Below are 12,587 nucleotides of genomic sequence, written 5' to 3' on the forward strand. Positions count from 1 at the left end.
GGGCGGCGCCGGCGCCATCCTTCAGAGGCGGTCGTCTTCCCCGGCCGCTACCGGTAGACGACCGCGGCCGCGATCTGTTGGGCGAGGTCGACCGCGGACGAACCGGGCAGGAAGGAGCCGCACGCGGCCACGTCGATGACGACGTTGTTGCGCACGGTCAGCGCGCGCTGGCACCGCCAGCCGTCCGGACTGCCTTCCTGCTCTTCGGACGTGCTGAGCGTCCCGCCGACCTGGTGGGAATCGGCCACCGCCCAGGCGATCTCGGGCTGGCCCGGGGGATGGTCGATGAACCGGCGATTGGCGCAGGCGGCCCATCTCCGGACCGAGGCCCCGTAGAACGCGTTGGCCTGGCGGGCCGCGGGGTAGGCGATCACGGCCTGGTTGACGGAGTCGTTGCGCACCTTGGGGTCGTCGAAGCTGTCGTCCAGTCGCTCGCCACGCACCGCGGTCCAGCCGGTGTCGGCATAGACGGCCCGCTGGGCGGGCCCGGCCACCGCCAAGCAGCTCTGGTCGCTGAACGTCTGGCTGGAGTCCCACATCTCCTGCGTGCGATACCGGATCCGCATTCCCGCACCCAGGATGTCGTTGATCTTCCTGTCGTCGAGCAGCAGCCCGTCCAGGGCGGTGACGGCCACCGGGGCCTGCGTCAGCGGACCGCGGGTGTCCGCGGGCGCGGCGCTACCGCCCACGACGGTGGTGCAGCCGGCCGTGAGGGCACACACCGCCGCCTGCAGGAGGATCGGGAACTGCCTACGCACCAGAGCCTTTCGGACGCGGGGCCCGTCTGTGCCGACAAGCTTAGGCGGCGACCTCCCGCCGGCGCCCGAGCAGCCAGCAGACCAGATAGATCAGGAACGAAATTCCCGCGACGAACACCGACACCGGAACGCCGGGCGCCAGCGACAGCACGATGCCGCCGACGGCGGAAACCTCGGCGAAGACGACCGAGGCCACCATCGCCGCCGCCGGGGAGGCCACCACGCGGGCGGCGGCGGCCGCCGGGGTGATCAGTAGCGACATCACCAGCAGCGCCCCGACGATCTGCACGGCCTGAGCTGCCACCACACCGACCAGCGCGGCGAACACGATGCCCAGCGCGCGCACGGGCACGCCGCGGGCCGCGGCGACGTCGGGGTCGACGGTGGCGAACAACAGCGGGCGGTAGCAGGTGCCCAGCACCGCGATGACGAGCAGGCACACCAGCGCCAGCATGGTCAGGCCGGTGTAGCCGACGCCGACGATCTGCCCCGTGAGCAACGCGAAACTGGTCGCGGTCCGGCCCGGGTAGAGGTAGATGAACAGCACCGCCAGGCCGAGCCCGAAGGCGAGCACCACGCCGATCACCGAATCGCGTTCGCGCGCCCGCCGCCCCAGGACGCCGAACAGCGCGGCCGCCAGGGCGCTGCCGACCAGTGCTCCCAGGCCCACCGAGACGCCGACCAGCAGCGCGAAAGCCGCTCCGGTCAAGGACAATTCGCTGGAGCCGTGCACGGCGAACGACATCTGACGCATCACGATGAAAGGGCCGATCAGCCCGGCCACCAGTCCCAGTAGCGCGGCTGCGAGTAGCGCCTGGCGGACGAAGTCGTGGCCGAGCAGGTGCGCGGTGACGTCGAAGTCGAGCAGGTGCGCCAGGACGTCGGTGAGCCGGTGGTTCACGGGTGGGCACCGTCGTTGGTGTCGCCCACCACCACGTAGCGGTCCTTGACCTTCACCACCTCGATGTCGGCCCGGTACAGCAGGGAGAGCGTCTCCGTGGTCATCACCTCGTCGACGGTGCCGATGCGGAATCGGCCGTCGACCAGATAAACCAGCCGGTCCACGTACGGCAGGATGGCGTTGACGTCGTGGGTGACGACGATGACGGTGGTCGCCGCCTCCCGGCGGCGGCGGTCGATCAGCGCGGTCACCAGCTTGGCGTTCGCCGGGTCCAGGGCCAGCAGCGGCTCGTCGCACAGCAGCAGCATCGGATCGCTCACCAGCGCCTGAGCGACGCGGATCCGCTGCAGCTCGCCGCCCGACATCACGCCGACGCGGACGTCCGCCAGGTGCTCGGCGTTGACTTGTCGCAGCGCGTCGGCCACCGCCGCGCGGCGGCGTGCCCGGTCGGCGGCTCTGGGTGGCAGGCCGCCCCAGCGGTGCCCGTCGAAGCCCAGCCGAACCAGGTCCCGCCCCCGCAGCATGATGTCGTGGTCCATCGGCCGGTGTTGCGGCACGTAGCCGACGCGTCCGCTACCCGCGTTCATGGGCTTTCCGTCGACCAGCGCGACACCGGCCGACAGCGACAGCTGGCCCAACAGCACCTTGAGTAACGACGTCTTGCCGCTGCCGTTGGGGCCGAGGACCGCGATGAATTCGCCGCGCGACACCGACAGGTCGAGGTGGTCCCACAGCACGCGGTCGCCGAACGCCAGCCGCGCCCCGCGCAGCGAGACGGTAGCCGGGTGGCGGTCGACGGCCGGGGCCGCGTCGAGGCTCACGGCTGTACGGACCGGCCGGACTGCAGCGCGGTCAGCAGCTGGTTGACCGTGTTGCGTTGCCAGGTCAGGTAATCGGTTCCGGCGGGCAGGGTTTCGCTCACCTCGGTCACCGGCACGCCCGAGCGGCGCGCGGCGTCCCGCAGGCCATTGATCGCCGCGGTGGACGTCTGCGGATTGATCAGCAACGCCGCCACCTGGCGGTGGTTGATCAGGTCGAGGACGAACGCCATGTCGGCCGGCGAGGGATCCGTCTCGTTCTCGTTGGCGGCGGTGAAGGCGGGCGGTGTGCGGTTGACCAGACCGGACGCCGCCAGCAGGTAGTGGCCGACAGGTTCGGTCGCGATCACCGCGGTGCCGGGGTACGCGCTGGCGATGGCATGTTCGGAGATCGCGATCGCGTCGGCGCCGCGGCAGAACTCGGCGGCGTTGGCGCGGTAGTCGGCGGCGTGGGCCGGGTCGATGGCGGCCACGCGGTCGGCGATGGCGAAGGCGACGGACTTGGCGACGTCGAGGTTGTAGAAGACGTGCTCGTTGGCCGGCTGCCCGCCCGCGGTGGCTTGCTTGAGGAACGAGTAGGCGCCGATCGACTGCACGTCGGGATGCCCCGCCAGCACCTGCTCCACCCAGGGGTCGTAACCGCCGCCGTTGTACACGACCAGTGCGGCGTCGGTGATGGCGGCGGCGTCCGAGGGGCTGGCCGCATAGGAGTGCGGGTCGGTGTCGCTCCCGGTCAGGATGGCGTTGACCGGCACGTGACGCCCGGTGACGGCGAGCGCCACGCTGCCCCATACCCCGGTGGAGGCGACGACGGTGGCCGCCCGCGGGTGCGTGGGGCCGCCGCAGCCGGTGAGCGCGAAGGCGGCCAGCAGGACCAGCGCGGCGGGCGGCCATCGCAGCGCACCGCCGAGCGCGCGTCGTCCCCGCTTGAGCGCCATGCGCACGTCCGAATTCCTCTCGCTGGGCCGACCGGCCGACTCACAATACTAATGAAAATCGTTTCCATTACAAAACGGTCGAGCGGTCGCCGCGTAGGCGCGACGGGCGATGCGCTGTAGCGTCACCGAACGTGAGTCCCACACCACGCCGGCGTGCGACTCTGGCATCGCTGGCCGACGAACTGAAGGTTTCGCGCACGACGATCTCGAACGCCTTCAACCGGCCGGATCAGCTGTCCGCCGACCTACGCGAGCGCGTGCTGGCGACGGCCAAGCGGCTCGGTTACCCAGGTCCCGACCCGGTGGCGCGATCCCTGCGCACCCGCAAGGCGGGCGCGGTCGGGCTGGTGATGGCCGAACCGCTGACGTACTTCTTCAGCGACCCGGCGGCGCGGGATTTCGTCGCCGGGGTCGCCCAGTCCTGCGAGGAGCTCGGGCAGGGGCTGCTGCTGGTGGCCGTCGGGCCCGGCCGCAGCATCCAGGACGGGATGAGCGCGGTGCTGGGCGCCGGTGTGGACGGCTTCGTGGTGTATTCGGTCTGCGAAGAGGACCCCTACCTGCAGGTGGTCCTGCAGCGCCGGTTGCCGGTCGTCGTCGTCGACCAGCCGAAGGGGCTCGCCGGTGTGTCCCGGGTGGGCATCGACGACCGGGCGGCGATGCGAGAGCTGGCGGACTACGTGCTCGGGCTGGGGCACCGCGAGATCGGTCTGTTGACCATGCGGCTGGGCCGGGACCGCAGGCAAGGCCTGGTGGACGCCGACCGGTTGCGGTCGCCGGCCTTCGACGTGCAGCGCGAACGGATCATCGGGGTCTGGGAGGCGATGACGGCGGCCGGCGCCGACCCCGACGCGCTGACCGTGGTGGAGAGCTACGAGCACCTGCCGGACTCGGGTGGGGCCGCCGCCAAGGCGGCGCTGGAGGCCAACCCGCGGATCACCGCGCTGATGTGCACGGCCGACATATTGGCCCTGTCCGCCATGGATTACCTTCGCGCACATGGCATTTACGTTCCCGGGCAGATGACCGTCACCGGTTTCGACGGCGTGCCCGACGCGGTCGGCCGGGGACTCACCACGGTGTCGCAACCGAGCCTGCAGAAGGGCCGCCGGGCGGGTGAGCTGTTGTTGAGTCCGCCGCGGTCGGGCCTGCCGGTCGTCGAGGTTTTGGGCACCGAGCTGATCCGCGGACGCACCGCCGGTCCGCCCGCCTAGCGCGCCGCTAACTCGGCTACGCCGCGCTTGCGATCGCCGCTGCTGATGGCGGCGACCCGCCGCGCCCGGCTACGCCGCGCTTGCGATCGCCGCTGCTGTCTGGCGGCGAGGCTAGCCGCCGTTCTGGTCCCCGATCAGCAGCCGCACGGCCAGATCCAGTCGCTTGCTGACGTCGGTCGCCGAGGCGCGCCGGGTGAGCCAGGCCAGCAGGTTGGACAGCCAGACGTCCGAGATCACCCGGGCGATGTGGTACTGGTCCTCGGTCGGTTCGCCATCGGCCATCGCCCGGGCGAACATGGAGTCGATGAGCTTCTCGACCTGGTCGACCTCGCTGGCCGCGGACGCGTCGGCGAAGACGTAGGCACGCGTCATGGCCTCGGTGAGCAGGGGATTGCGCTGCATCGCCCGGTTGAGCTTGCCGACCATGAAGTTCAGCCGTTGGAACGGCGTCCCCCCGGCGACCGATGAGCGGTCGGTCTTGGCGTCGATGCGGCTGAATTCGCGGCCCAGCGCCGAAACCAGCAGGTGCACCTTCGACGGGAAGTACCGGTACAGGGTGCCCACCGCGACGTCGGCGCGGTCCGCGACGGCACGCATCTGGACCGCCTCGTAGCCGCCCTTGGACGCGATGGCCATGGTGGCGTCCAGGATGCGTTTGCGCCGTTCCCGCTGGGCCTCCGAGCCGAGTTCGGACTCGGCCAATACCGCCACGTTCATCACCTCGCGCGGTTGCGAGTCAGAAGCGCGGCTCGAGGTGGCCTTCGAGTTGGCACTGGCTGGCATCTGAAGGGTTGCTCCTGTTCCTGGCGGCTCGCTTGCAAACGATACGCATGCTGAGTGTGAATTTCCCACCTCCGTACCGCCGGGACAGCCGCGTGTGCTGCTGCGATGGCGTTCGACTTGACGGTCGATCGCTGGCACTATTAGAACACGTTCTAGTCTGCGACGAGGCCGGGTTGCGCAGCGACCCGAGGCAGACCGGACAATCGAGAGCTAGGGGTCGTAGGCCCCATGTCACGTCGAGTCGAAGGACGCGGAGGTCCCGAGGGTGGTAGCGACCGTCACAGACGAACAGTTCGCCGCGCGCGCCCTGGTGCGCGACTGGGCCCGCAACGCGACGTCGGGGCCCGGCGGGACGACGGCGATTCGCCAGGTCGAGCGCGGTGAGACGGACGCGTGGCGTCCGGTGTTCGCCCGCCTGGCCGAGCTGGGCATCTTCGGTGTCGCGATCCCCGAGGAGCATGGCGGAGCGGGCGGCAGCGTCGAGGACCTGTGCGCGATGGTCGAGGAAGCGGCCAAGGCGCTGGTGCCCGGTCCGGTGGCGACCACCGCGCTCGCGACGCTCGTCGTTACCGACCCCGACCTGCTGGGGCAACTGGCCGCCGGTGAACGCTTCGCCGGGCTGGCGCTGAAAGGTGACGCCCGGTTCGACGGGCAGACCTCGCGCGTGTCGGGCGCCCTGCCGTGGGTGTTGGGCGCCGCCGACGGCGGCGTCCTGTTGCTGCCCGCCGACGGGAAGTGGCTGGTGGTCGACACCGAGAGCGACGGCGTGCAGATCGAGCCGCTGGAGGCCACCGACTTCTCCCGGCCGTTGGCCCGGGTGGTCCTGACGTCCGCGCCGGCCACCGTCATCGAGTCGCCCGAGCGCGTCGAGGAACTGGCGGCGACCGTGCTGGCGGCCGAGGCCGCCGGCGTGACCCGGTGGTCGCTGGACACCGCCGTCGATTACGCCAAGGTCCGCGAGCAGTTCGGCAAGCCGATCGGCAGCTTCCAGGCCGTCAAGCACCTGTGCGCCGAGATGCTGTGCCGCGCCGAACAGGCTGAGGTGGCCGCCGCCGACGCCGCGCGTGCTGCCGCGGAGTCCGACCCCGACCAGTTCTCGATCGCGGCCGCGCTGGCGGCGAGCATCGGCATCGCCGCCGCCAAGGCGAACGTCAAGGACTGCATCCAGGTGCTCGGCGGCATCGGCTGCACCTGGGAGCACGACGCGCACCTGTACCTGAGGCGAGCGCACGCCATCGGCAGCTTCCTCGGCGGCGCCGAACGCTGGTTGCGCCGCGTCACCGAGCTGACGCAGGGCGGTGTGCGGCGGCGCCTGGGCATCGACCTCACCGACGTCGAGGGCCAGCGTGCGGAGATCGCCGCCGCCGTCGCGGAAATCGCCGCGCTGCCCGAGGAGAAGCGGCAGGCGGCGCTCGCCGAGGCCGGGCTGCAGGCGCCGCACTGGCCGGCTCCGCACGGGCGTGGCGCGTCGCCGGCCGAACAGCTGCTGATCGACCAGGAGATGGCGGCGGCCGGCGTGGTCCGCCCGGACCTGGTGATCGGCTGGTGGGCCGCGCCGACCATTCTCGAGCACGGCACGCCGGAGCAGATCGAGCGCTTCGTGCCGGGCACCCTGCGCGGTGAATTCCTTTGGTGCCAGCTGTTTTCCGAGCCGGGCGCCGGCTCGGACCTGGCGTCGTTGCGCACCAAGGCGGTGCGGGGTGACGGCGGCTGGCTGCTCACCGGGCAGAAGGTCTGGACGTCGGCGGCCCACAAGGCCCGGTGGGGGGTGTGCCTGGCGCGCACCGATCCCGATGCGCCGAAGCACAAGGGCATCACCTACTTCCTGGTCGACATGCGCTCACCGGGCATCGAGATCCGCCCGCTGCGCGAGATCACCGGCGACTCCCTGTTCAACGAGGTCTTCCTGGACAACGTGTTCGTCCCCGACGAGATGGTGGTCGGCGAGGTGAACGACGGCTGGCGGCTGGCGCGGACCACGCTGGCCAACGAGCGCATCGCGATGGCCACCGGCACCGCGCTGGGCAACCCGATGGAGGAGCTGCTCAAGGTGCTGACGAAGCTCGACCTCGATGCCGCACAACAGGATCGGCTCGGCCGGTTGATCGTCATCGCCCAGACCGGCGCGCTGCTGGACCAGCGGATCGCCCAGCTCGCCGTCGGCGGGCAGGACCCGGGCGCGCAGTCCAGCGTGCGCAAGCTCATCGGGGTGCGCTACCGGCAGGCGCTCGCCGAGTACATGATGGACGTCTCCGAGGGCGGCGGGCTGGTGCGCAACCACGCGGTCTACGACTTCTTGAACACCCGGTGCCTGACCATCGCCGGCGGCACCGAGCAGATCCTGCTCACCGTGGCCGCCGAGCGGCTCCTCGGCCTGCCGCGCTGACGGCGTCCGCGGCGAGATTGCCGCTGTGGTCGTGGTTTTCTGATCAATCGCAGCCGTCGCGGCAATGTCGGTGAGGCAGCCGGCGGTCTTCAGGCGTCTGACCCAAAGTGGTATTGCAGGCCTCGGCCCAAGTGCCTCACCGGGGTGATCCGGAAGAGCGCCTGCATCAGCCACCAATACCACGGCGAGTAGTACCGGCGGATGTCTTCGGCGTCGGCGAACCACCACTCACAGTCGAACACCAGACCCGGCACGGCCCGTTCCAGCTCGCGCGGATCGGTGATGCTCCAATCCAGCTGCGCGCCCGAGGCTTTGACTGGAGGGTAGCGCTGCAGGAGCCACACTCCGGCCCGGCTGTAGCCGTCGAGGAGCATCTCTCCGCCTTCGAAATGCCCGACGATGCGCCGCAGCATCGCCACGCCGTCGGCGCGCCGTAGATACGGTGTCAGCCCTTCGGCGACCACAAGAACGGGCCGGTCCCCGGCGATCCCGCCGAGCAGCTCCGGGTCGCTGACCGAGGCGCCGACAACGTGCAGTCCGGGGCGCGGTTCAAACAGCTTGCGGCGCAACGCGATGACATCGGGTAGGTCGATGTCGTACCAGTCGACGGTTGCCGGCGGGTCGACGCGGTAGGCCCGCGTGTCCAGCCCGCAGCCCAAATGCAAGACGACACAGGCGGGGTGGCCGTCGAGGTATCCCTTCACCCGCCGGTCGTAGGCCTTGGAGCGCACCGCGGAGGATTGTTGATCGCGACGGCGCATGCGCAGGCGGCTGAAGTCGTAGTCGAGGCGCCGCACGGCCCTGTCGGCTTCGCGGTCGCCGAGGATGGAATCGGGCCGGCGGCTCTCCAGCGCCTTGCCGTAGAGGGTGACCAGCGCGGTCTGCTGCGTCCCCGTGAGTGTTACGCGCTCACCCATGATCAGCCATCTTCGAACGGCGCGCTAGGTGCCGGTACCGTCGCGCCCGGGCCGCGGCGCCAGCGTGGGCGGCGTCAACTGCCCGGGTTGGGGCCAGTTGCTGAACGCCTCGGCGTAGCTGTGGCTCATGATCTCGATCACGGTGCCCCATGGGTCGGCGGTGTAAGCCAGTACCCAGGGCCGCCCGGGCACGAAATGGTAAGGCGCTGCCAACAACTTTCCGCCGTGATCGACGATGTGGTCGGCCATGGCCGCAACGTCGGGGTGGGTGATGCAGAGGTGCCACAGCCCGCGTTCGACCCAGGGCACCTCCTCGCCCGTCGGTCGCGGCCCGCCGGTTGGCGGGTCGATGAATTGGAACAGCTCGATACCGACGGTGTTGCCGCTGAGCAGGTGAGCCTGCCAGGCTTCGTGAAACCGACGGCCGAACACCCCGGCCGCCTCCGCGTGCTCGGCGGTTTTGAGGACTCGCGGACCCATGATGCAACGGAAACCCAAAACGGTGCCGCACCAACCGATGGCGGCATGAATGTCGGGGACCGTCACGCCGACATGGTTGATGGCAAGGGCGGGCTGCTGCTCGGGGATCGACATGGAGTGACTCCCTCTTGTCCTCTCGTCCATCAGCATTCAGTTGAGTGGCTGCTCTGCCAAGCCGCGGGTCGTTACACGAAAATCGAAGCAGTTCAAGGGGTTTCGTACAGTATCAGTATCTCCGTGGCACGCCGTCGAAAGTGCCGCCGGAGCAGTCGGATGCAGGAAATCGCGACCGTGGGCGCAATCTGGGCGGCGGGACGGTTCAGGAGAACGTGGTCTGGGCGCACGTGCTGGGCGAGGTGATGTTGACCCCGGGATAGACCACCTGGATGTGGGTGCACATGATGACGTTGTTGTCGGTCTTGGGCTGGCCCGTCTGCCAATCCGTGGAGTCGATGCGGCCGGTCGTCTGGTACTTGTCCGGCGGGCCCTCGCCGAAGTACACCGTGGTGATCTCGTCGGAACCCATCGACTTCATCACCCGCTCGTGTTCGCCGTTGGCATGCGCGTCCAGATAGGCCAGCCGGTTCGACGAACGGATCTCGGTGGTCTGGCGGGCCCACAGGCCGGACGGGAAGCCGGTCACCCCGTCGGGCGTCAGCATGTCCGCTCCGGCGGTGAAGTCGCAGTGGCCGTCGGACTTGAAGCAATTGAGGACCGCGCGCGTCTCCAGCTGGTTCGTCCCGTCCAGCGGGAACAACGTGGTGGCGGTGTTGCTGGCCGCGACGGCGTCGGGACAGGGCAGCAACGCCAACGCCGATCCGACCACCGCAAACCCCGTCATCAGCCGCTTCATGCTGCTCCCCTTTCGGTTCGCCAACCCTAACGGTGAACCTAATCCCGCGACTACTCGTCGTAGGTGACTTCTACCGAATCAGATTCGGGGTGAGATTGACAGGCCAAAATGAGGCCGTCGTCGAGGTCCTGCTGTTCGAGCACGTCGTTGACCTCCATGCTCACCTTGCCGCTGCGCAAGGTGCACGCGCACGCGCCGCAGTGGCCCTCCCGGCAGGAGAACGGCGCGTCGAGACCCTTCGCCAGCAGGACGTCGAGCAGTTTGGCGTTGCGCGGCCACGACACGGTGTGGGTCTCACCGTCCAGCTGCACCACGGCGGTGGCCGGCGGCTGGTCGCCCGGTGCGGTGTCGTCGATCTTCACCGCCGCGAACGGATCGGAGTCCAGCGACTTGAACACCTCGATGTGCACCTGCGCCGCGGGCACTTTCAGCGAATCCAGCGCCTGCCGGGCGGCGTCCATGAAGGGTCCGGGCCCGCAGATGTACACCGGTCGATCGGTATAGGGGGCGGCGAGCTTGGCCAGCGCGGCGACGCTCGGCATGCCCTGCAGCGATTCCAGCCAGTGCACCACCGTCAGCCGGTCCGGGTACTTGGCGGACAATTCGCGCAGCGCGTCGGCGAAGATCACCGACTTCTCGTCGCGGTTGGCGTACAGCAGGGTCACCTGGCCGCCGCCCTCGGCGAGGGCCGACTTGCAGATCGACATGATCGGGGTGATCCCGCTGCCGGCGGCCATCAGCAGGAAATCGTCGTCGAGGGTTTTCGGCACGAAGGTGCCCGATGGGGCGAGCACGTGGATCCGCATGCCCGCCCGCGCGTGCTCGCACAGCCAGTTCGACGCGTATCCGTCCGCGGTCCGCTTGACCGTGACGGTCAGCGCGTCGTCGGTGAACGGCGAACTGCACAGCGAGTAGCAGCGGGCCACCGAGCCGGTGCGCTCGCTGGGAACGCGCAGCGTCAAGAACTGGCCCGGCGCGTAGCGCAGCCGCTCGGGCGGGATGTCGGGGTCACCCGGCTCGTCGGGGACCGCGAACACCAGCGACCGCGCGTCGTCGGTCTCGGCGACGACCTCCGCGATCTGCAGCTCAAGGACGTGGTCACCAAGTGGCTCGTCGAGATTGGCCTCGGCCAAGGCCCATCCTCCCTCTCGTCACAACTAGAACATGTTACAGAAAACCCGATTCATATCGCTACCAGCCGCAGGAATACCCTGCTCGACACAAATCGGAACGTGTTCTAGTCTCTGGTGTAAGTCCGCACTCTCAGGAGGCAAACTTAAGTGACGTCCATTCAACAGCGTGACGCGCAGTCGGTTTTGGCTGACATCGACGATCTGCTGCCGCGGATCAGGGAGCGCGCTCAGGCGACGGAGGATTTGCGGCGGCTGCCCGACGAGACCGTTCAGGATCTCCAGGACATCGGCTTCTTCACCCTGCTGCAGCCCGAACAGTGGGGCGGACTGCAATGCGATCCGACCCTGTTCTACGAGGCGGTGCGGCGGCTGGCCAGCGCGTGTGGTTCCACCGGCTGGGTGAGCTCCATCATCGGCGTGCACAACTGGCATCTGGCGTTGTTCGACCAGCAGGCGCAGGAGGAAGTCTGGGGCGAGGACCCGAACGTGCGGGTCTCGTCCTCGTACGCGCCGATGGGCGCCGGCGTGGTCACCGACGGCGGATATCTGGTCAACGGTTCCTGGAACTGGTCGTCCGGCTGCGACCACGCCACGTGGGCCTTCCTCGGCGGTCCGGTGATCAAGGACGGGCGCCCGGTCGACTTCGGCAGCTTCCTGATCCCGCGCTCCGAGTACCGCATCGACGACGTGTGGCATGTGGTCGGTTTGCGCGGCACCGGCAGCAACACCGTGGTCGTCAAGGACGTCTTCGTGCCCCGCCACCGGTTCCTGTCCTACAAGGCGATGAACGACGGCACCGCCGGCGGGTACCAGACCAACACCGCGCCCGTCTACAAGATGCCTTGGGGCACAATGCATCCCACCACCATCTCCGCCCCGATCGTCGGCATGGCCTACGGCGCCTACGACGCGCACGTGGAGCACCAGGGCAAGCGGGTGCGCGCGGCGTTCGCCGGCGAGAAGGCCAAGGACGACCCGTTCGCCAAGGTGCGCATCGCCGAGGCGGCCAGCGACATCGACGCGGCGTGGCGCCAGCTGAGCGGCAACGTCGCCGACGAGTACGCGCTGCTGTCGGCCGGCAAGGAGATCCCGTTCGAGCTGCGCGCCCGCGCCCGCCGCGACCAGGTGCGGGCGACCGGGCGTGCGATCGCGTCGATCGACCGGCTGTTCGAGGCCTCCGGCGCCACCGCGCTCGGCAACGACCAACCGGTGCAACGGTTCTGGCGCGATGCGCACGCCGGCCGGGTGCACGCGGCCAACGACCCCGAGCGGGCATACCAGATCTTCGGGAACAACGAGTTCGGGTTGCCGCCCGGCGACACCATGGTCTAGCCGATGCGCGCCGGCGACGATGCAGAGCAAGGGAGCGATGTGGGGGCACCTCCCGCTTGCGGGGGAGAGGAGCGGCG

Annotated in this window: 12 protein-coding genes; 3 read left to right on the forward strand and 9 right to left on the reverse strand. The window is 69.4% G+C overall.

The features are described 5' to 3' along the window. Positions 1-47: 47 nt before the first annotated feature. From C1737_RS21960 to C1737_RS21975, 4 genes are read right to left on the reverse strand one after another with little or no spacing between them, the layout of a single operon-like run. On the reverse strand, positions 48-761 hold the full coding sequence (locus tag C1737_RS21960; protein ID WP_102419451.1) for a sensor domain-containing protein: 714 nt from the start codon (positions 759-761) through the stop codon (positions 48-50). A gap of 37 nt (positions 762-798) precedes the next feature. Continuing rightward, a complete protein-coding gene (locus C1737_RS21965; protein ID WP_067920729.1) occupies positions 799-1,659 on the reverse strand; it encodes a metal ABC transporter permease in 861 nt (286 codons plus the stop codon). After that, the gene (locus C1737_RS21970; protein WP_102419452.1) at positions 1,656-2,480 is read right to left on the reverse strand and encodes a metal ABC transporter ATP-binding protein; all 825 of its coding nucleotides are present in this window, start codon (positions 2,478-2,480) and stop codon (positions 1,656-1,658) included. The genes C1737_RS21965 and C1737_RS21970 overlap by 4 nt, the downstream gene beginning before the upstream one ends. Further along, the gene (locus C1737_RS21975; RefSeq protein ID WP_067920725.1) at positions 2,477-3,415 is read right to left on the reverse strand and encodes a metal ABC transporter solute-binding protein, Zn/Mn family; all 939 of its coding nucleotides are present in this window, start codon (positions 3,413-3,415) and stop codon (positions 2,477-2,479) included. Before C1737_RS21975 ends, C1737_RS21970 begins: the two co-directional genes overlap by 4 nt. 131 nt (positions 3,416-3,546) lie before the next feature. On the opposite strand from C1737_RS21975, the gene C1737_RS21980 reads away from it, so the two are divergent. Further along, positions 3,547-4,626 (forward strand): LacI family DNA-binding transcriptional regulator, encoded by a 1,080-nt coding sequence (locus C1737_RS21980; protein ID WP_067920723.1) that lies wholly within the window; start codon positions 3,547-3,549, stop codon positions 4,624-4,626. Positions 4,627-4,737: 111 nt separating this feature from the next. On the opposite strand, the gene kstR is transcribed toward C1737_RS21980, so the two are convergent. Then, positions 4,738-5,337: a cholesterol catabolism transcriptional regulator KstR gene (gene kstR, locus C1737_RS21985; RefSeq protein WP_040621610.1), complete on the reverse strand. Its 600-nt coding sequence runs from the start codon at positions 5,335-5,337 to the stop codon at positions 4,738-4,740. A 337-nt stretch (positions 5,338-5,674) separates the two neighbouring features. On the opposite strand from kstR, the gene C1737_RS21990 reads away from it, so the two are divergent. Continuing rightward, on the forward strand, positions 5,675-7,795 hold the full coding sequence (locus C1737_RS21990; protein ID WP_102419453.1) for an acyl-CoA dehydrogenase: 2,121 nt from the start codon (positions 5,675-5,677) through the stop codon (positions 7,793-7,795). An 89-nt stretch (positions 7,796-7,884) separates the two neighbouring features. On the opposite strand, the gene C1737_RS21995 is transcribed toward C1737_RS21990, so the two are convergent. From C1737_RS21995 to C1737_RS22010, 4 genes are all read right to left on the reverse strand, one after another. Next, positions 7,885-8,712 carry a class I SAM-dependent methyltransferase gene (locus C1737_RS21995; RefSeq protein WP_068098052.1) on the reverse strand — a complete coding sequence of 276 codons (828 nt, stop codon included), beginning with the start codon at positions 8,710-8,712 and terminating at the stop codon, positions 7,885-7,887. A gap of 24 nt (positions 8,713-8,736) precedes the next feature. Beyond that, positions 8,737-9,306: a VOC family protein gene (locus C1737_RS22000; protein ID WP_102419454.1), complete on the reverse strand. Its 570-nt coding sequence runs from the start codon at positions 9,304-9,306 to the stop codon at positions 8,737-8,739. A gap of 205 nt (positions 9,307-9,511) precedes the next feature. After that, positions 9,512-10,045: a hypothetical protein gene (locus C1737_RS22005; RefSeq protein WP_102419455.1), complete on the reverse strand. Its 534-nt coding sequence runs from the start codon at positions 10,043-10,045 to the stop codon at positions 9,512-9,514. A 50-nt stretch (positions 10,046-10,095) separates the two neighbouring features. Next, the gene (locus C1737_RS22010) at positions 10,096-11,178 is read right to left on the reverse strand and encodes a ferredoxin--NADP reductase (RefSeq protein WP_067925547.1); all 1,083 of its coding nucleotides are present in this window, start codon (positions 11,176-11,178) and stop codon (positions 10,096-10,098) included. 147 nt (positions 11,179-11,325) lie between these two features. Here C1737_RS22010 and hsaA point away from each other — a divergent pair, with 147 nt between their 5' ends. Further along, the gene (hsaA, locus tag C1737_RS22015; protein ID WP_068098054.1) at positions 11,326-12,510 is read left to right on the forward strand and encodes a 3-hydroxy-9,10-secoandrosta-1,3,5(10)-triene-9,17-dione monooxygenase oxygenase subunit; all 1,185 of its coding nucleotides are present in this window, start codon (positions 11,326-11,328) and stop codon (positions 12,508-12,510) included. Positions 12,511-12,587: the final 77 nt, after the last annotated feature.

Source organism: Mycobacterium sp. 4858 (assembly GCF_900240975.1).
Lineage (GTDB): Bacteria > Actinomycetota > Actinomycetes > Mycobacteriales > Mycobacteriaceae > Mycobacterium.